The sequence below is a fragment of the Brevibacillus daliensis genome, from assembly GCF_021245735.1.
Lineage (GTDB): Bacteria > Bacillota > Bacilli > Brevibacillales > Brevibacillaceae > Brevibacillus_B > Brevibacillus_B daliensis.
The window spans coordinates 214,440-234,045 of sequence record NZ_JAJISB010000006.1; the positions used below are offsets into that span (position 1 = coordinate 214,440).

The 19,606-nt window shown below is 41.0% G+C and carries 17 protein-coding genes; all 17 read left to right on the forward strand.

What is annotated here, in order from left to right:
* Positions 1 to 10 precede the first annotated feature (10 nt).
* Positions 11 to 1,552 (forward strand): ABC transporter ATP-binding protein, encoded by a 1,542-nt coding sequence (locus LM917_RS08725; protein WP_232697110.1) that lies wholly within the window; start codon positions 11 to 13, stop codon positions 1,550 to 1,552.
* Positions 1,545 to 2,621, forward strand: coding sequence for an ABC transporter permease (locus LM917_RS08730; protein ID WP_232697111.1), 1,077 nt, complete (start codon positions 1,545 to 1,547; stop codon positions 2,619 to 2,621). The genes LM917_RS08725 and LM917_RS08730 overlap by 8 nt, the downstream gene beginning before the upstream one ends.
* A gap of 1 nt (position 2,622) precedes the next feature.
* Positions 2,623 to 3,570 (forward strand): ABC transporter permease, encoded by a 948-nt coding sequence (locus LM917_RS08735; protein WP_232697112.1) that lies wholly within the window; start codon positions 2,623 to 2,625, stop codon positions 3,568 to 3,570.
* Between the two features lie 186 nt (positions 3,571 to 3,756).
* Complete coding sequence (locus LM917_RS08740; RefSeq protein ID WP_232697113.1) at positions 3,757 to 3,912, forward strand: hypothetical protein; 156 nt, start codon at positions 3,757 to 3,759, stop codon at positions 3,910 to 3,912.
* 216 nt (positions 3,913 to 4,128) lie between these two features.
* Positions 4,129 to 5,427, forward strand: a complete 1,299-nt coding sequence (yfmF, locus tag LM917_RS08745) for an EF-P 5-aminopentanol modification-associated protein YfmF (RefSeq protein ID WP_232697114.1) — start codon at positions 4,129 to 4,131, stop codon at positions 5,425 to 5,427.
* A 5-nt stretch (positions 5,428 to 5,432) separates the two neighbouring features.
* Positions 5,433 to 6,710 (forward strand): EF-P 5-aminopentanol modification-associated protein YfmH, encoded by a 1,278-nt coding sequence (yfmH, locus tag LM917_RS08750; protein WP_232697115.1) that lies wholly within the window; start codon positions 5,433 to 5,435, stop codon positions 6,708 to 6,710.
* Positions 6,711 to 6,795: 85 nt separating this feature from the next.
* On the forward strand, positions 6,796 to 7,530 hold the full coding sequence (gene ymfI, locus LM917_RS08755; protein WP_232697116.1) for an elongation factor P 5-aminopentanone reductase: 735 nt from the start codon (positions 6,796 to 6,798) through the stop codon (positions 7,528 to 7,530).
* Between the two features lie 116 nt (positions 7,531 to 7,646).
* On the forward strand, positions 7,647 to 7,904 hold the full coding sequence (locus tag LM917_RS08760; RefSeq protein WP_232697117.1) for a DUF3243 domain-containing protein: 258 nt from the start codon (positions 7,647 to 7,649) through the stop codon (positions 7,902 to 7,904).
* 181 nt (positions 7,905 to 8,085) lie between these two features.
* Positions 8,086 to 8,871 (forward strand): DUF3388 domain-containing protein, encoded by a 786-nt coding sequence (locus LM917_RS08765; protein WP_232697118.1) that lies wholly within the window; start codon positions 8,086 to 8,088, stop codon positions 8,869 to 8,871.
* Between the two features lie 13 nt (positions 8,872 to 8,884).
* A complete protein-coding gene (locus LM917_RS08770) occupies positions 8,885 to 9,772 on the forward strand; it encodes a helix-turn-helix domain-containing protein (RefSeq protein WP_232697119.1) in 888 nt (295 codons plus the stop codon).
* A gap of 875 nt (positions 9,773 to 10,647) precedes the next feature.
* Complete coding sequence (rimO, locus tag LM917_RS08775) at positions 10,648 to 11,991, forward strand: 30S ribosomal protein S12 methylthiotransferase RimO (protein ID WP_232697120.1); 1,344 nt, start codon at positions 10,648 to 10,650, stop codon at positions 11,989 to 11,991.
* A 3-nt stretch (positions 11,992 to 11,994) separates the two neighbouring features.
* Positions 11,995 to 12,570, forward strand: a complete 576-nt coding sequence (gene pgsA, locus LM917_RS08780; RefSeq protein WP_232697121.1) for a CDP-diacylglycerol--glycerol-3-phosphate 3-phosphatidyltransferase — start codon at positions 11,995 to 11,997, stop codon at positions 12,568 to 12,570.
* Between the two features lie 21 nt (positions 12,571 to 12,591).
* A complete protein-coding gene (locus LM917_RS08785) occupies positions 12,592 to 13,836 on the forward strand; it encodes a competence/damage-inducible protein A (RefSeq protein ID WP_232697122.1) in 1,245 nt (414 codons plus the stop codon).
* Positions 13,837 to 13,851: 15 nt separating this feature from the next.
* Positions 13,852 to 15,438 carry a DEAD/DEAH box helicase gene (locus LM917_RS08790; RefSeq protein WP_232697123.1) on the forward strand — a complete coding sequence of 529 codons (1,587 nt, stop codon included), beginning with the start codon at positions 13,852 to 13,854 and terminating at the stop codon, positions 15,436 to 15,438.
* Between the two features lie 377 nt (positions 15,439 to 15,815).
* Positions 15,816 to 16,874, forward strand: a complete 1,059-nt coding sequence (recA, locus tag LM917_RS08795; RefSeq protein ID WP_232697124.1) for a recombinase RecA — start codon at positions 15,816 to 15,818, stop codon at positions 16,872 to 16,874.
* 66 nt (positions 16,875 to 16,940) lie between these two features.
* Positions 16,941 to 17,597 carry a regulatory protein RecX gene (locus LM917_RS08800; protein ID WP_255668029.1) on the forward strand — a complete coding sequence of 219 codons (657 nt, stop codon included), beginning with the start codon at positions 16,941 to 16,943 and terminating at the stop codon, positions 17,595 to 17,597.
* Between the two features lie 321 nt (positions 17,598 to 17,918).
* Positions 17,919 to 19,469, forward strand: coding sequence for a ribonuclease Y (gene rny / locus LM917_RS08805; protein WP_232697125.1), 1,551 nt, complete (start codon positions 17,919 to 17,921; stop codon positions 19,467 to 19,469).
* Positions 19,470 to 19,606: the final 137 nt, after the last annotated feature.

A 19,606-nucleotide genomic window follows, 5' to 3' on the forward strand; every position in this document is an offset into this window, starting at 1 on the left:
GGTGAAAAACATGAGTAACGTACAAACAGTCGTAGAAATGAGAGGAATCACGAAGCGATTTCCTGGAATAATTGCGAATGACAACATTAATCTAAAAGTGAAAAAAGGCGAGATTCATGCGCTATTGGGAGAAAACGGCGCAGGTAAATCAACGCTGATGAACGTTCTGTTTGGTTTGTATCAACCAGAAGAAGGTGAAATTCTTATTAATGAATCACCTGTAAAAATTACGAGTCCAAACATTGCAAATGAAATGGGTATTGGGATGGTCCATCAACATTTTATGCTTGTTGATCCATTCACAGTTACAGAAAATATTATTCTCGGAAAAGAACCTAAAGCAGGGTTAAAGATAGATATTGCATCGGCTGCAAAAAAAGTTCAGGAACTATCCGAACAATATGGTTTAAAGGTAGATCCTTATGCCAAAATTGCTGACATTTCTGTAGGGATGCAGCAACGTGTTGAAATCCTAAAAACATTATATCGCGGTGCCGATATTCTGATTTTTGATGAACCAACAGCCGTTCTTACTCCTCAAGAGATTCTAGAACTTATTGATATTATGCATAATCTTGTTAAAGAGGGTAAAACGATCATCTTGATCACGCATAAATTAAAAGAAATTATGGCTGTATGTGACAGTGTAACAATTATTCGTCGCGGTAAAACAATTGATACTCTCACTGTTAAAGAGACCAACATAAATGAGCTTGCATCAAAAATGGTTGGTCGTGAGGTTACATTTACTGTTGATAAAACTGAGGCAAGTCCTAAACAAACTATTTTATCTGTAAATAATGTAACTGCGATGGGTAATCGCGGAGTGAATGCCTTAAATGGTATTTCTTTTGAAGTGAAAGCTGGGGAGATCCTCGGTATTGCAGGGGTAGACGGTAATGGTCAAAGTGAGTTGATCGAGGTATTAACTGGACTACAAAAAGCTCAGTCAGGTTCTGTCACGATTAATGGTAAAGAAATCATGAATAAGACTCCCCGATATATTTCAGAAGAGGGATTGGCTAATATACCAGAAGACAGGCATAAACGCGGTCTTGTGCTAGACTTTAGCGTAGCAGAAAACCTCGTTTTAAAAAGTTACTACATGGATGAATATAACAAAAAAGGATTCCTTGATTACGATAAGATTAATGTGCATGCTACGAAATTAATCGAAGAATTCGATGTGCGTACACCAAGCATCCATACGCTTGCTCGTGCATTGTCTGGTGGTAATCAGCAAAAAGGAATCATTGCTCGTGAAGTAGATGGAGATCCAGATTTACTGATCGCAGCGCAGCCTACTCGTGGTTTGGATGTAGGGGCAATTGAGTTCATTCACAAGCGTCTTATTGAACAACGTGACAAAGGAAAAGCAGTTCTTTTGATCTCGTTTGAACTAGATGAGATTCGTAATGTGTCCGATCGCATTGCTGTTATCTATGAAGGCCAAATTGTTGGTGTCGTAGATCCAAAAACGACTAACGAAGAAGAATTGGGCTTGATGATGTCTGGTGGAAAACGCATGCAAGGAGGCACACAGGGTGAATAAATTTGTACAAGTATTTACGAAAGATTCATTCCTCGTTCCTGTTGTAGCTATCATTTTTGGTCTTATTGTTGGTGCTTTTGCCATGCTTGCAGGTGGTTTTAATCCAATTGAAGCATATGTAGCTTTGTTTGATAAAGTATTTGGAGATATGTACAACTTTGGTGAAACAATTCGTCAAATTACTCCTCTCATTTTCTCAGGTTTGGCTGTAGCATTTGCATTCCGTACCGGTATGTTTAATATCGGGGTTGAAGGTCAGTTCTTGATGGGTATGGTTACAGCGGTGTATCTTGGAGTTAAATTGGATCTTCCGTTTTTTCTACATGCTCCAATTACGATTGTTGGTAGTATGTTAGCAGGTGGACTATGGGCAGCATTTGCGGGTTGGTTAAAAGCTGTTCGTGGGGTGCATGAGGTAATTACAACGATCATGTTAAACTGGACAGCGCTTTATCTGGTTAACTTTATCTTGACTACAACTCTTGTTCCTGAAGGACAACAACGTTCAGAAACGATTAAAGAATCAGCTATGATTAATATTGGATGGCTTTCCGAAATGTTTGATAGTGCTCGCCTTCACTGGGGAACTTTGATTGCATTAGGCGCTGCATTTATCTTCTATATCGTTTTATGGAAAACAAGAACAGGTTTTGAACTTCGTGCAACAGGTGTTAATCCGCATGCGGCAGAATATGCCGGAATGAACGTTAACAAAAACGTTGTGAAAGCTATGTTTATCTCTGGTGCCCTGGCTGGTATCGGTGGAGCGTGTGAAATCCTGGGTGTATTCCACTACCAAGCGATTTCTGCTGCTCTTCCAGGTTATGGCTTTGACGGAATAGCTGTAGCCTTGATAGGTGGTAATACCCCTATAGGTGTCATATTTGGTGCCATTCTGTTTGGTATCCTGACATTTGGTGCAGGTGGTATGAAACTGGGTGCAGGCGTTCCAGTCGAATTAATTCGTGTAGTAATAGCATCTGTTATTTTCTTCGTAGCAGCTCATGGAATCGTACGTTACTTCCTGAAGCCTATCCTTGCGAAGAAAAAAGACAAGGAGGTGCTGTAATATGGCATGGTTAGCAATGGGTGGAGACCTCTTACATGATACTATTGTATTTTCTACAGCTCTAATCTTCGCAGCATTGGGTGGTGTTATTTCCGAACGTTCGGGGATCGTTAACATCGGGATTGAAGGTATAATGGTAATGGGTGCCTTTGTAGGTGCGGTCGTTACATTCATGTTAGAACCGGCTCCGTATGCTCCGTGGATAGGATTTTTTGCAGCTGGTATCGCAGGGATTATTTTCTCACTTCCACATGCCCTTGCCTCGATTACTTTTAAGGCTGATCAGGTAATCAGTGGGGTAGCCCTTAACTTTTTGGCAACTGGACTTGCTGTTTACTTGACAAAAGTGATGTTTGATGGTGCTGGTCAAACGAAGACGCTGACTGAAGTTTTTACGAAATGGGAAATTCCTTTTTTAAGTGATATACCATTCTTTGGTCGAGCATTATTCCAAGGATATCCAACAAGCTATATTGCATTTATTCTTGTAGCAGTTGTCTGGTTCGTCTTGTTTAAGACAGCATTTGGTTTGCGCCTGCGTTCTGTAGGGGAGCATCCAAGAGCAGCTGATACTGCTGGGATTAATGTAGCACGCACTCGTTATATAGCTGTTATGATTAGTGGTGCGCTTGCTGCTCTAGGTGGAGCAACAGTTGCACTAACCACTACATCTAACTTCTCGCACAATACAATTTCTGGACAAGGTTTTATTGCCATTGCAGCGATGATCTTTGGTAAATGGCATCCACTTGGTGCGATGGGAGCAGCTTTATTCTTCGGTCTAGCTCAATCCGTGAAAACATTGATTCAGTTCTTCGGCTGGAATATTCCAGTAGAATTCATGTATATGCTACCTTACGTAGTAACAATCTTGGTACTTGCTGGGGTAGTAGGTAAATCTAGTGCTCCTGCAGCAGTAGGTAAACCATATGAGACTGGATCAAGATAAGTTCTTGTAAATAGGAAAGGTTGTCTCCATGTGAGGCAACCTTTTTTGCATGCTTTGCTATTTAAATCCCAAGAAATAAGGGTCTCTTACAAACTTTTTCTTATATCAAGCAACTTTTATCGTTATAACAAAAGATAATCAGGGGAAAACTATGGGACGATGTTTAATTGTAAGGGGTGGATACAAATGTGGAATTGCCCTTATTGCGGGTTTGAACGAGGCCATGTATTTCAGGATAGCCAGTTGCACGGTATTCTCTGCTTAAATCCTGTTTGTGGACGATTTGACGATAGCGAAGCAGGGATTGGAACATTAGACGATTGGGATACTAGTGACTTTTAGGGAACGGAATCGTCTCATAACAGTTTCTTTCTTGAAGAGTAGGGTAATTTATGGTTGTTATCCATAGTAGCACTTTAAAGGCTTTGTCTAGACGAACGTTTAGGCAAAGCCATATTTTCTAGCCTTGAAGCCCATTGGAGAGTAGAATTTTTACTGTAACCTTTTGATTTTGGGTAAAATATAGGAAGACACGTTAAAATGAAGGGAGATGACCAAATGGCTATCCAAGAACATGAAATTTCATTTATCCCGATAGAGGTTCCCGGCATGAATGTACATATGCTGCCTACACAGAAATTTAAGACGATTACCATTATGGTTCAAATCGAACAGGTATTAAGTAAAGAGGTTGCCACAAAAACTGCCCTACTCTCTCTAGTGTTAAAACGAGCAACAGCGAGATTCCCAGAGCCACAAAAATTAAGTGAGCATCTGGATCATTTATACGGTGCAATTTTTGATGTGGACGTGTCAAAAAAAGGAGAGCGCCAACTCCTTCAAATTTATATGGAAGTAGCTAATGAAAGATACTTACACAACGAATCCTCTTTAGTAGAATCGGCAGTTCAATTTGTAGGCGATGTGATGACACGTCCGCTTCTTGTCGATGGAGTTTTTTCTACGGAGATTGTAGAATCTGAGAAAAAGTCATTACAACAACGGATTGAAAGTATTATTAACGATAAAATGCGCTATGCAAATCAACGAATTACCGAGGAAATGTGCAAAGGAGAGCCATATGCGGTATCTCCATACGGTGATGTTGAAGATTTACAGCAGATAGATGCTGCTTCGCTTACCGAATATTATCATACTTTATTACGTGAGAATCCGATTCATTTGTTTATTGTAGGTGATGTGGAAGCATCTAATGTAAAAGAGTGGATTACAGCGCATATTAATCTACCGGAGCGTCAGCCAGCAGCCATTCCGGTAACAATGCAACACACTGAAGAGGCTGTTTCAGAAGTAAAAGAAGTAATTGACCAATTGGATGTAGCTCAAGCGAAACTTAACATGGGTTGTCGAACGCATATAACTTATAAGGATCCAGAATACCCAGCCTTACTGGTGTATAACGGGATTTTGGGAAGCTTTCCTCACTCCAAACTGTTTTTAAACGTTCGTGAAAAAGCAAGTTTAGCCTATTACGCTGTATCACGGCTGGAGAGTCATAAAGGGATATTAATGATGATGTCTGGTATTGATTCCAGTAATTATGAAAAAGCTGTCACGATTATTAAAGAGCAAATGGAATTAATGAAAAAAGGTACCATCTCTGAAGAAGAAATGAGTATGACCAAGGCAACTTTATATAATCAGTACAAAGAGCTACTAGATAGTGGCAGAATGATGATTGAGTTTGCTTTTAACGGAATTGTCAGCGGGAATCCGCGCAAACTACAAGATCTGTTAAAAGAGATCAGTGAGATCACGATAAAAGATGTTCAGCAGGTAAGTGAAAAGGTGCAGCTTGACACCATCTATTTGTTAAGAGATAAGAAAGGGGTTTAGAAGGCATGAAAACTGTAACGTTCGATCAGGTTAATGAAACCCTTTATTATGAGACGCTTCCTAACGGTCTTTCCGTCTTTCTCTTGCCCAAAGAAGGTTTTAGCAAGACGTATGCGGTTTTCACTACTCGATATGGTTCCAATGATAGTCATTTTAAGCTAAATGGCAAAGAAATCCGTGTACCTGATGGGATCGCTCACTTCTTAGAACATAAATTGTTTGAAAAAGAGCAAGGGGATGTCGCAGCGGAATTTTCTCGTAATGGTGCTTCCTACAATGCATTTACTACATTTAATCGCACAGCATACCTTTTTTCTTCTACTGACAAGGTCGAAGAGAATTTGAAAATTTTGCTTGATTTCGTACAGGAACCGTACTTTTCTGGACCGAGTGTAGAAAGAGAGAAAGGGATCATCGGACAGGAAATCCAGATGTATGATGATAATCCAGACTGGAAAGTATATACGAACTTATTACAGGCAATGTATCAGGAGTATCCGGTTCGCTTGCAAATCGCTGGCACAATAGAATCTATATCAAACATTGATAAGGATCTACTCTACAGCTGCTATGAAACATTTTATCATCCAAGTAATATGATTTTATTTGTTGTAGGTGGATTTGATCAGGAGAGCATTACCCGTTTGATTAAAGATAACCAGGCAGCGAAGGATTTTTCGCAAGCACCTGAGATTGAGCGGGTTTTTCCAGACGAAATCGCACAGGTTTCAAAAAAACAAATAGAAGCTACGCTGTCAGTAGGGATTCCAAAATTGTATATTGGTTTTAAGGAAGCAGTGAATGGTCTCACAGGAGAGGCTCTCTTGAAAAGAGAATTGAGTACCAAGCTAGGTTTGGATGTCTTGTTTGGAACAAGCTCACCTTTTTATCAAAAACATTATGACTCTGGACTGGTGACGGAAGGGTTTGGTTTTGACTATAGCAATGAGCATGATTATGGTTATTCCATTATAGGTGGAGATGCACCTGATCCAGAAAGATTAGTAGAAGAAGTAAAGCAGGTATTAAAAATGGCTAGTGAGGAAGGGTTAGATGAAGAGGCTTTCCAACGACAAAAGAGAAAGAGCATTGGACTATATATGCGCTCCCTTAATTCAATTGAATTCATTGCGAATCAATTTACCAGTTATAAGTTTAATGACATCGATTTATTTGATGTGGTTCCTACATTAGAAAAAATTACGCTGGAAGAGGTAACGGAGCGTATGAAGGAACATTTGCGTGAAGTGCAGATGGCTGTCTCTATTGTACGATCACCGTAACAAAACGGTCATGACCGTTTTTCACAGAAAAAATATGCACCTGAAATAAATGAGGAATTAGAAAGAAGAGGAGATAAGGAACGTAATGGGGGATGAACGACATTGGGCACTAGTGACAGGTGCTTCTGGGGAAATAGGTCGAGCTATTGCCAAAAAGCTGGCAGAAGCAGGTTATCATTTATACGTGCATTATCACACCAACGTCCATGCAATAGAAGAGCTGATTTCTTTTTGTAGGGAATTAGGCGTAGAAGCTGTTCCGTTACAAGCAGACTTGGGAGATCCAAAACAAATCAGATCCATGTTTACTCACATGCCTATTAAACCGTTATCAATCATTAACAACGCATCTATTGATCATTTTGGACTAGTGACAGAGGTTGAGCCAGATTTGTTTGATCAAATGGTTCGAATTAATATGGGTTCGTGCTTTTTCGTTTCACAAGCGGCTATTCCTGCAATGCTACAAAATCGATTCGGGCGGATCGTAACTGTTTCTTCGATTTGGGGAGAAACAGGTGCTTCCTGTGAAGTGCTTTATTCCATGACAAAAGGTGCCGTTTTAAGTTTTACAAAAGCGTTGGCGAAAGAATTGGCTCCCAATCACATAACAGTGAATGTCGTCTCCCCGGGAGCTGTTGCAGGTGGAATGATGAGTCGCTTCAACGAAGACGAAATACAGGAGCTGTGTGATGAAATTCCAGCAGGGCGACTTGCAGAACCGTCAGAAATAGCTGAAGCTGTACTATTTTTACTTTCTGACAAGGCTGGTTATATTAATGGTCACACTTTATCGATCAATGGTGGATGGCATACCTAGCCATTATTCGTTTAAAGAGTACTAGTTATTTCTCGAATAAGAAGAGATGGGAATAGGCAACCTACTTCTGTAAGGACTCGGACGCATGTCCGCAGTTTAGGAAGGAGGAAATCAGCATGTCTGTACTTGAAAACTTTGGTGATTGGAAAGAATTCTTGTCGACTCGTGTTCAACAAGCTACTACAGCAGGTATGAACTCTGATACGATTCAAAATGTTGCTTTTCAAATCGGTGGATATCTATCTGAACAGGTTGAGCCTAAGAATGATCAAGAGCGCCTGTTAAAACAGCTGTGGGATGCTGGCGATGAAGAACAGCGTCGCGCAATTGCAACCGTAATGGTGAAATTGGTTAGTGACGGCAAACGTGAATAGGTAGGGAGAAAAACAGCCCTTAGGGAGCTGTTTTTTTTCTTTGTCGTTCTATGTCATAATGGTATACTATTGGTAAGAAAAGCAAAATAAAAAGCATTGTTGCGAACAGCCACTAACATTGTTACAATGACCAAATAAAAGCGAGAGCCATTATGGCTAAAAAGGGAGACGCATGAAGCTCATGGAGGAGAAAGAGTATTTTGAATGGTATTTGGAATATCGACTAATTAAAGACCGCCCTGGGTTACTTGGTGATTTAGCCTCCATGCTTGGTATGCTTAATATTAATATCGCAACCATTAATGGGGTCCAGACGAATACGCGGGGAATGTTATTATCAACAGATGATAATGATAAGATAGAAGTGTTGAGAAGTTTGTTATTAAAAGTTACCAACATCGAAATTAACAAGTTTCGTCCTCCGACGATGCTTGATCGTTTGGCCGTCCGTCATGGCCGCTATATCGAACGTGATTTGGAAGACAAAAAGACATTCCGTTTTATCCGCGATGAATTAGGGATTCTGGTTGATTTTCTGGCAGAACTGTTTAAAAAAGAAGGGAATCAGCTGATCGGGATTCGGGGAATGCCTCGCGTGGGTAAAACCGAATCAATGATTGCTGCTAGTGTTTCTTCCAATAAACGCTGGACATTTATCTCATCTACTCTGCTCCGACAAACTGTTCGTAACTCGCTAACCATTGATGAAATGTCTCCCAATCATGTGTATCTAATCGATGGTATTGTCTCTACGATGAGATCTACCGAACGTCATCACAGTCTGTTACGTGAGATCATGGCAATGCCTGCAACAAAAGTGATTGAGCATCCTGATATTTTTGTCAGGGAAACAGAGTATGAGTTGTCTGATTTCAATTACATCATTGAATTGAGACACCAACCAGATGAAGAGATTACATATGATCTGATTAATACGCGAGGTATTAATGACTTCGAGATGAATTAAGGAGGGTAACCTTGTGTCAGAGCTCGGCCAAGTATTGAAGAGAGCCAGAGAAGAAAAAGGCATCTCACTTGAAGAAATTCAAAAAATGACCAAAATCCAAACAAGATATCTGGAAGCGATCGAGCGGGGTCACTTTCATTTTTTACCTGGTCACTTTTACGCAAGGGCTTTTATTAAAAGCTATGCGGAAGCGGTTGGGTTAGACTCCACTGAAATCCTTGAACAATATCAATCTGAGTTGCCTGCTCAGCCAGCACCAGAACAAGTGGAAAGACTACAGAGACGCAATGTTGTAAAAAGAAGAATGCCGATTCAAACTGGTCGATGGGTTGCTCCAACACTTGTCATACTATTTGTCGTATTAGTAGCTGGACTGATATATGTGGCGGTTGTTAATGGTAATCAAACGGCTGCACCACCAGTAAAACCTTCTGATCAAACGATTGAAAAGAAACCGGGAGAAGGCTTACCACCTACTCCACCTCAGACAACACCGCCAGTAACAACCCCAGGTACAGTTCCTGGAACAACGCCTGATCCAAATTTGACTTTGCCAGGAGAAGAAGGCGGAGCTTCGACCGTAAAGCTTGTTGAGGAGAAAAAAGGACATTACACGTTTGAAGTGGCTCAAGCAGATAAGATTTCTCTTACCGTAAAAACAACTGGAAGCAGTTGGGTTCGAGTACGAGATAAAGCCGGAAAGAATCTGTACGAGTCAACGATGAAAGAAGGGCAAGAGCAGGTTGTAGAAGCTGGAGATACTGCTATATTACGTACTGGTAATTCCAGAGCGCTACAAATTATGGTTAATAACACACCGATTGATATGAGCCAAGTGAAAGATCAGACTACTAATCTGGAATTTAAGCTTGCTCCGACTACGGGAACGACTACTCCCTAACGAGTAAATGATGAAGGAAATAGACAGCCGCCTTGAGCTAACACGCTTAAGCGGCTGTTTTTCTTTGACAGATAAGAATTTATAAAAATTCTCATCTGCATAAGTGCAACTAAGGCTTTGCCTGTGCCAAAGGCTTGGCAAAGCCAAGTTTTCTAATCTGCAAACTCGTTAAGGTCCAACATGGTAGTATGTACTGTTCTCTACACAATTAAGAGTGCGGAAAGTGCAAAAGGTCGTAGATGCTACGAAGTAGCTCATGGGTTGCACTTTTTAACTGTATAAGAATGTATAAACTTCTAGGCTTCGCTTCCTTATCCGCATGAAAAACATCCGCTAAAGAAGAACCAGCTTCTTCGAAAGACTTCGATAAGAAGTTTTTCTTATCCGCACTCTTTGCTGTGTAGCTAGGTAGGACCTTAAATAGTTCTGGACAAAAAATGTGCTTCTTCTGCAACGGGCTACTGTGGAAAAGCTCAAGAGAAACCAAAACCAAAAGCCCGAAAAACCAGATTCTCTTTTCACACAGAGCGTCTTGGCGAAGCCCGACCCAGCGGAGCACTATTCATTGGCAAAAAGAAGCGAGACCCAGCAAGTCTTACAGTGAATACGTCGTTTTGAAGCTTCCTAGGGTGAATAGTGCGGAGCGGACAGTCAATCTTCATATGGGGCGAAGACTCTAGCGAAGTGTGAAAAGAGAATCTGGTTTTCTCGCCGACAGCAGGAAGAAAACGATTTTTTTTTTATAAGTAAAACACGTACATTTATTAGAGAATTGGGAGTCTTTTGATAGAGATTCCCATTTTGACTAGTCGCCTAAGCATATATTATACTGATTAGGTGTATTTGGGCAGGATGAAGTATTGGAGGAAGAGTAAATGACTGATAAATCAACATCCCGAGAGAAAGTTGCTATCGTAACCCTTGGTTGTGAGAAGAACCTAGTGGATTCAGATATGATGGCTCATCTGATCGATGATAAGGGATATGAATTAGTGGATAATCCGGAAGAAGCTACAGTAGTAATCGTTAATACCTGTGGATTTATTGATGCAGCCAAGGAAGAATCGGTAAACAAGATATTAGATATGGCTGAGTTAAAAGAGAAAGGTAATCTGAAATCACTTGTGGTTGCAGGTTGTTTAACACAACGATATAAAGAAGATTTGCTCGATGAAATCCCGGAAGTAGATGGAATCGTAGGAACCGGTGATTTTATGGCAATAACTAACGTAATAGAAGATACACTGGTTGGTAAAAGAACAAGTCTTGTTGGTAACCCGATCTTCAATTATGAAGAGGTCATTAAACGAAAAGTGAAAGAAGGCACGTATACGACGTATATCAAAATTGCCGAGGGATGCGATAATGCCTGTACGTTCTGTAGTATTCCATTAATGCGTGGTAAGTTCCGGAGTCGTTCAATCGAATCTATTGTGGAAGAGGCGACATATCTTGCTTCCAAGGGAATTGTGGAGATCTCTTTGATCGCACAGGATTCTACGAACTATGGAATGGATCTGTACGGTAAGATCATGCTGCCGGAGCTTCTTGACACACTTGCAAAGATTGATGGCATTGAATGGATTCGCTTGCATTATGCATACCCAGGATTCTTCTCAGATGAGTTGATCTCAACGTTTGCTAAAAATCCAAAAGTCTGCAAATATATTGATATGCCATTGCAACACTCAGAGGATCTGATTTTAAAACGGATGCGTCGTCCAGGACGTCAGACAGATATTCGCCAGCTAGTTGCCAAAATCAGAGCGCAAGTACCTGATGTAGCTCTACGTACATCGCTGATTGTTGGTTTTCCTGGGGAGACAGAGGAAGAGTTCCAGAATCTCTGTGAGTTTGTAAAAGATATCAAGTTTGACCGACTGGGAGTCTTTACGTATTCAGAAGAAGATGATACACCAGCTACTCGTCTTCCTAACCAGATCGATGAAGAGGTTAAGGAAAAACGGGCTAATATTATTATGGAAATTCAACGTCAAATTGCAAATGAAAAAAATGGACAGTACGTTGGGAAAGAACTAGATGTATTGGTCGAGAAGTACGAAGGACGGAATAATGTACACGTAGGACGTACTCAATATGATGCACCTGAAATAGACGGTGAAGTTTTTATTTCCAATTATAATGGAGAGCTTGGAAAGATTGTGAAAGTGAGAATAACACATTCTTACGATTATGATCTAGCTGGGGAGGTTATTTAGCTAATGAATCTTGCTAACCGCATCACGCTGGCCAGAATTTTTCTGGTCCCTGTCGTCATGTTTTTTCTATTAGTTGAATACAAATTTGGCACATTTACCATCGGACAATTAACTATGACGTACAATGAGCTGATTGCGGCTCTCGTATTTATTCTGGCTGCCAGTACAGATGGTCTGGATGGATACATTGCACGTAAACGCAAGATTGTAACGAATTTAGGGAAATTTTTAGATCCACTGGCTGATAAACTACTGGTTTCGGCTGCGCTAATCTCTTTGGTTGAAATGCAGCGCATTGAAGCTTGGGTAGTTATTGTCATTATTAGTAGAGAGTTTGCTGTTACTGGGCTTCGAATGATTGCATCTGCTGAAGGTAAAGTAATCGCTGCTAGTGCCATGGGTAAAATTAAAACCTGGGTACAAATTGTAGCTATCACTGTCTTAATGATGAATAATTTTCCGTTCGAAATAGTGGGAATTCCATTCGATAAAATTGCAGTTTGGGCAATGGTTTTAATTACGTTATACTCTGGATATGACTATTTCTCCAAAAATCGTAATATCATTCAATATTCATAAAGAGAAACGGGATGAAGAGTGATGAAAGCGGAAATTATAGCGGTGGGGACTGAGTTACTACTCGGGCAAATTGCTAATACGAATGCACAATATTTATCTCAGAAGCTTGCAGAAGCGGGAATAAATGTTTATTACCATGTTACGGTTGGGGATAATTCTGAACGCTTAAAGCAAGTAATTGAACGTGCAAAATCACGTTCCGATCTCATCATTTTTTCTGGGGGGTTAGGTCCTACCCAGGATGATATAACAAAAGAAGTTATAGCTGAACACTTAGGCACAAAGCTCGTTACGAATGAAAAAGCTTTGCAAAATATCCTTGAATCTTTCAAGCGCCGCGGGATGATTATGACGGAAAATAATCGCAAACAAGCACTTGTTATTGAGGATTCTATTGTGTTTGACAATGATTTCGGGATGGCACCAGGTATGGGGATAACGCATGATGGCACAACCTACGCCTTGTTGCCTGGGCCTCCTAGTGAGTTATATCCAATGGTTCAAAACTATATGATGCCGTTTTTAACTTCTTTAGAGAAGGAAGACCAGGTGTTTTATTCCCGTGTTCTTTGTTTCTTTGGAATTGGAGAATCGTTACTCGAAGATAAGCTGATTGATTTAATTGAGCAACAGTCTAATCCAACAATTGCACCGTATGCAAAAGAATATGAGGTAACGTTACGCATTACTGCACGTGCTGCAACCATTAGTGAAGCTGATGCAATGCTGGATCAGGTAGAAAACACGATTCGTGAACGTGTTGGTGAGCATATTTATGCAATTGGGGAAACATCCTTGCAACAAGTGCTATATGATAAATTGCTTACGACTCACAAAACGATTGCTCTGGCTGAAAGCTGTACAGGAGGCACCGTTTCCAGGTTAATTACTTCCATTCCTGGTGCTGCTCAGATTTTCAATGGTGGCGTGGTATGTTACTCCAACCTGGTGAAAAACAAGTATCTGGGTGTACCTGAAGAGGTACTGAATAAGCACGGTGCAGTGAGCGAAGAAACAGCGCGGATCATGGCTGAAAATATTCGAGAAAATATGCAAACCTCATATGGTATCTCAATTACAGGGGTTGCAGGACCTGATACTTCAGAAGGGAAGCCAGTGGGGCTTGTTTACATTGGAATTGCATGTGAAGGATTACCAACTGTGGTCAAAAAGTTACATTTATCAGGACAACGTTCCACTATTATTGGTCGGGTAGCTAAGTATGTCTTGTTCTATACTCTGCAACATTTGCGTTGCAATGAATAAAGAAAGGTGACATTTATGACGATCTTTACAGATTTTGTTCTACATAAAAACGTACTAGATGCCATTCATGACATGGGTTTTGAAGAACCATCTCCAATTCAGGAAGCCTGTATCCCCAAGATTCTTGAAGGGGGAGACCTGATTGGACAAGCACAAACAGGGACAGGAAAAACTGCGGCCTTTGGAATTCCGCTCGTTGAAAAATTGACCCCTGCCAACCGTGTTCAAGCCATTGTGCTCACTCCTACAAGGGAGTTGGCTATTCAAGTTGCTGGGGAACTGTTACGTATTTCTAAATATAAAAAAATTCGTACCCTTCCAATTTACGGTGGTCAATCAATCGGTCATCAGATACGAGCTCTTCGTCAAGGTGTTCAAGTCGTAATTGGAACTCCAGGACGTATGCTTGACCATTTGCGCCGTAAAACGCTTCGCCTTGAAAATGTTAACATGCTTGTTCTGGATGAAGCTGATGAAATGCTGGATATGGGGTTCATCGAGGATATCGAAACGATTATTAGCCATATGCAAGAAGAACGTCAAACCTTGCTTTTCTCCGCGACAATGCCGCCGGAGATTAAACGTCTTGCCCATCGCTATATGAAAAGTCCTCAAACGATAGCCGTGAGCCGTGAAGAGGTTACTGCTCCACTCATTGAGCAGGTATATTACAAAGTGTTTGATCGTAATAAGCTGGAAAGTCTCTGTCGAATCTTAGACAGTCAGGATGTTGAGCTGGGAATCATTTTCTGCCGAACAAAACGGGGTGTAGATGAGCTAAGTGAAGCTTTGCAGGCACGAGGTTATCTTGCTGACGGTTTGCATGGAGATTTATCACAGGCACAGCGAGACAAGGTAATGAAAGCATTCCGTGAAGGCAGCATTGAGTTCTTGATCGCTACCGATGTGGCAGCACGCGGTATTGATGTAGGGAATGTATCACATGTAATCAATTACGATATTCCTCAGGACCCTGAGAGCTACGTACATCGCATTGGCCGTACAGGACGTGCTGGACGTAAGGGTATTGCAATGACTCTTGTAACCCCTCGTGAAATGCGTCAGTTGATGGTGATCCAGAAGCAAACAAAAGCGGTGATGGATTCAAGAAATGTTCCTACGCTTGAAGAGATTGCAGAACGTAAGCGCACCCAGATGCGTGAACAGCTAATCGCTTTGTTAGAAAGTGATTCGGCTCACGAGATGTATCATCAGATTGTAGAAGAACTGAGTCATGAATATGAACCAAATAAAATTGCTGCAGCAGCACTGCATCTTGCGTTTCATAGTGAATCAGGTAACGCAGAGGATGAAGAAGTATATAACTTCGGTGAGACTGGAGCTGCCAAGGGCATGGTTCGTTTCTTCCTCAATGTTGGTCGCAATGTGAATATGAAGCCACAGGATCTAGTACGTGAAATATCTGAGACGGTGGGTATCCCAGGAAAAGCGGTTGGCCGCATTGATATTTTTGAGAACTTTACATTTGTTGAGGTTCCTGAAGATGTTGCTCCATTTGTCTACGAAGCGTTAAGACAGACGCGGATTAATGGCAAGCGCATCAATCTTGAACCTGCTAAACCACGCACTCGTAGAACCTAATTGCTATGATAAAAGAGGAAAAGGTTTTTTTCTGAGTTGATTCTCGGGAAAAAACCTTTTTTGATTGATAGGAATTTATCAAAATTCTATCTGTATAAGTGCAACTAAGGCTTTACCCGCACCAGAGGCTTGGCAAATTCAAGTTTTCTAACAGAATCAGAACGTATTTTGTCTTAGTGAAAATCATTTCCAAATGGCGGAGGATACTCGAAAAATGGCGTCTGAATTGGCTTTTAGATGCTTGGCAAACACCTGTTTTGGCTGGAAGACAAAATACGAATATTTGTTCGCGAAAAATACTTGTAATGACCTCTATCTCGATGTATGATAAATACAGAAGAAAAAAGTTGGAAGGTACGAGAAAGGGAGTGTCGTGATTGTCAGATCGTCGCGCTGCATTAGAGAGTGCATTACGTCAAATAGAAAAGCAATTTGGTAAAGGTTCCATTATGAAAATGGGAGAAATGGCAAATACCCAGGTTTCCACTATCTCAACCGGTGCACTTGCTCTAGATATTGCCTTAGGTGTTGGCGGTTTCCCGCGCGGCCGAATTATCGAAGTATATGGACCTGAGTCTTCCGGTAAAACAACTGTAGCACTGCATGCGATTGCAGAGGTACAAAAGCAAGGTGGACAAGCTGCGTTTATTGATGCAGAACATGCTCTTGACCCTGTGTATGCGGCTAAGCTCGGTGTAAATATAGAAGAATTGTTACTTTCCCAACCAGATACAGGTGAACAGGCACTTGAAATTGCTGAAGCACTTGTTCGTTCTGGCGCGGTTGATATTATCGTAATTGACTCTGTTGCTGCCTTGGTGCCAAAAGCAGAGATTGAAGGCGACATGGGTGATTCTCACGTAGGTTTGCAGGCACGTTTGATGTCTCAAGCTTTGCGTAAGCTGTCCGGCGCAATCAATAAGTCTAAGACGATTACAATCTTTATTAACCAACTTCGTGAAAAAGTGGGAGTAATGTTTGGTAACCCTGAAACGACACCAGGTGGTCGTGCACTGAAATTCTACGCTAGTGTTCGACTTGATGTTCGTAAAGCAGAAAGTATCAAGCAAGGTAATGATATTGTAGGTACAAAAACCAAGATTAAAGTAGTAAAAAATAAAGTAGCTCCTCCGTTTAAAACGGCAGAGGTTGATATTATGTACGGAGAAGGTATCTCCAAGGAAGGTAGCGTCCTTGATATTGGGGCTGAATTGGACATTGTAGCGAAGAGTGGTGCCTGGTATGCATTCAATGAAGAGCGTCTGGGGCAAGGCCGTGAGAATGCGAAGATGTTCCTCAAGGAAAATACTGCAGTTGCTACCCAAATCGAAGGGAAGATTCGTGAGTACTACAGCTTGAACCCTAATTCTGTCCCTGTGGGTGAGGAAGAGCATGATCCAGAACAGGACGAAGAACCAACCTTCGATCTTGAATAATATCGAAAGAGAACATAAGCCCGTCGCCTACTCGACGGGCTTATGTTTAATTGTAGAGGAGGGCCCATGATTACAGGGGGAATCATCACGGCAGTAAAGAAAGATCCCAAAAAGAAATTCTATTATCGAATCGATATAAATGAAGAATATGCTTTTGATGTACATGAAGATATCTTTATTAAATATCAGCTAACCAAAGGAAAAGAAATTGATAACAATTTTTATGTAGAGGTTTTGCAAGCGGAAGAAGAGAATAAAGCATATCTTTCGGCGATTCGATATTTGGGATACCGACCCAGAACCGCCTATCAACTGGAACAATACTTAATAGATAAGGAATTTTCTCCTGGACTGGCAGAAAAGGTAACGGAGCGTTGCACGAAGCAAGGATACATCAATGACCAGCAATTCGCGGAGAAGTGGATAGAAGAACGATTGCGTTTAAAACCAAGGGGCAGTTATATGCTCCGTATGGAGTTAAAGCAAAAAGGTATCTCATCACATATTATTGACCGAGCGCTTGGAGAGGTAGAATTTGAAGAAGAGGTAGAAGCAGCACGAACTTTGCTTCGAGCTAAGATAGCTAAATTACGAGGGGAATTTGACCCGAAGATTGAGCAAAAAACACTCCAATTCCTCATTCGAAAGGGCTTCTCACATTCAATCGTTCAAAAGCTTCGTAATGAATGGCGATCTGGTCAGCTCCCGGGTGAGATAGATTAAGGGATACATTCAAATGACAAATTGAGAAGCGAATTGGCAAATCCTTGACAAGGCTTGTTTGCAAATAATAAAATAGGTTTATGTTTACTTGATGTACCTTAACTTTTTTACTTATTTTGTAAATCCATAACTGAAACATCCATGAGCCTATCATGTATGTGTCGACCGAACTGAATCGGTCTTGTTTTTTAGGCTATGGATGCCAATTGTTTCCTATTTGTCTAATTTCAATTCGGAAATGGACAAGCGGGACTCATCAGAAAAGAATGAAGTGCATGAACGCATAAGTCAATAATCAAAGGAGGTGTAAGAGAAAAACGTATGGATCTATCAAACCCGCTATTGTGGGTCCTGCTAATGGGAGCAGCACTTGCAATAGGTTTTGGGCTCGGATACTTCTCACGTAAATCCATTGCAGAAGCAAAAATTTCAAGCGCTGAAGAAGCGGCAAAACAGATCGTAGAAGAAGCAAAACGCGATGCTGAGGCAGTTAAAAAGGAAACAATCCTGGAAGCCAAAGATGAAGTGTTTAAGCTACGTACCGACGCTGATCATGAGATCAAGGAGCGTCGAAACGAAATTCAACGTCAGGAAAGACGTATTCTTCAAAAGGAAGAATCGCTTGACCGCAAGCTAGAACAATTGGAACGTAAAGAAGGGGACTTAAGCGACCGAGAAAAATCTATTGCTGAGTTGCAAGCCAAGGTTGAGCAATTATATAAAGATCAAGTTGCTGAACTAGAACGTATTTCGGGACTTACACAAGAAGAAGCTAAAACCATTATTTTAACCAATGTAGAAAATGAAGTTCGTCATGATATGGCAATGATGATTAAAGATATCGAGACTCATGCCAAGGAAGACGCTGATAAAAAAGCAAGAGAAATTATTACAACAGCGATTCAACGTTGCGCTGCAGACCATGTAGCTGAGACGACGGTATCTGTAGTTACCCTTCCAAATGATGAAATGAAGGGACGAATTATTGGTCGTGAAGGTCGCAATATACGCGCGCTAGAAACTCTAACTGGTATAGATCTTATTATTGATGATACTCCTGAAGCGGTTATTCTTTCTGGCTTTGACCCTATCCGTCGTGAAATCGCAAAAAATGCCCTTGATAAATTGGTGGCAGACGGACGTATCCATCCTGCACGTATTGAAGAGATGGTTGAGAAATCTCGCCGTGAAGTGGACGAACGTATTCGTGAATATGGGGAACAAGCTACGTTTGAAACAGATGTTCATGGGTTACACCCTGATTTAATAAAGATTTTGGGACGCTTACGCTATCGTACTAGCTACGGACAAAACGTTCTAAAACACTCAATGGAAGTAGCTCACCTAACCGGTCTTATGGCTGCCGAATTAAAGGAAGACATAAAACTGGCGAAGAGAGCAGGTTTATTGCATGATATCGGTAAAGCAATTGACCATGAAGTTGAAGGTTCTCACGTGGAAATCGGTGTAGAATTAGCGAAGAAATATAACGAGCACCCAATTGTTATCAACAGTATTGCTTCTCACCACGGTGATACCGAGCCAACATCAGTTATTGCAATGTTGGTAGCTGCCGCAGATGCTTTGTCTGCTGCACGTCCAGGTGCACGTCGTGAAACGTTAGAAACCTATATTAAACGTCTGGAGAAACTAGAAGAGATTTCTGAATCCTTCGATGGAGTAGAAAGATCTTTTGCGATTCAGGCAGGTCGTGAAGTTCGCGTCATGGTACAACCAGAAAAAATTGATGATGCAGAAGCGACTAGACTGGCTCGTGAAATTACGAAACGAATTGAGAATGAGCTGGATTATCCAGGTCATATCCGTGTAACAGTTATTCGTGAAACCAGAGCAGTTGAATATGCAAAATAAAAATAAAGTGGCAAAAGCCACTTTATTTTTTTGACTGTATCGAAAAGCAGTATCAGAAAAATAAACTTCACCGAGTTACATCCTGATACAGAAGAACAACATCCGCTAAAAGAGCACCACCTTCTTCGAATGAACTT

What these genes read in the sequence shown, in the direction of transcription:
- yfmH (WP_232697115.1), top strand. Translation starts at nt 5,433, where the DNA reads ATGAAAACTGTAACGTTCGATCAGGTTAATGAAACCCTTTATTATGAG.
- pgsA (WP_232697121.1), top strand. Translation starts at nt 11,995, where the DNA reads ATGAATCTTGCTAACCGCATCACGCTGGCCAGAATTTTTCTGGTCCCT.
- LM917_RS08765 (WP_232697118.1), top strand. Translation starts at nt 8,086, where the DNA reads ATGGAGGAGAAAGAGTATTTTGAATGGTATTTGGAATATCGACTAATT.
- LM917_RS08735 (WP_232697112.1), top strand. Translation starts at nt 2,623, where the DNA reads ATGGCATGGTTAGCAATGGGTGGAGACCTCTTACATGATACTATTGTA.
- LM917_RS08740 (WP_232697113.1), top strand. Translation starts at nt 3,757, where the DNA reads ATGTGGAATTGCCCTTATTGCGGGTTTGAACGAGGCCATGTATTTCAG.
- rimO (WP_232697120.1), top strand. Translation starts at nt 10,648, where the DNA reads ATGACTGATAAATCAACATCCCGAGAGAAAGTTGCTATCGTAACCCTT.
- ymfI (WP_232697116.1), top strand. Translation starts at nt 6,796, where the DNA reads ATGGGGGATGAACGACATTGGGCACTAGTGACAGGTGCTTCTGGGGAA.
- rny (WP_232697125.1), top strand. Translation starts at nt 17,919, where the DNA reads ATGGATCTATCAAACCCGCTATTGTGGGTCCTGCTAATGGGAGCAGCA.
- LM917_RS08760 (WP_232697117.1), top strand. Translation starts at nt 7,647, where the DNA reads ATGTCTGTACTTGAAAACTTTGGTGATTGGAAAGAATTCTTGTCGACT.
- LM917_RS08800 (WP_255668029.1), top strand. Translation starts at nt 16,941, where the DNA reads ATGATTACAGGGGGAATCATCACGGCAGTAAAGAAAGATCCCAAAAAG.
- LM917_RS08725 (WP_232697110.1), top strand. Translation starts at nt 11, where the DNA reads ATGAGTAACGTACAAACAGTCGTAGAAATGAGAGGAATCACGAAGCGA.
- yfmF (WP_232697114.1), top strand. Translation starts at nt 4,129, where the DNA reads ATGGCTATCCAAGAACATGAAATTTCATTTATCCCGATAGAGGTTCCC.
- LM917_RS08790 (WP_232697123.1), top strand. Translation starts at nt 13,852, where the DNA reads ATGACGATCTTTACAGATTTTGTTCTACATAAAAACGTACTAGATGCC.
- LM917_RS08785 (WP_232697122.1), top strand. Translation starts at nt 12,592, where the DNA reads ATGAAAGCGGAAATTATAGCGGTGGGGACTGAGTTACTACTCGGGCAA.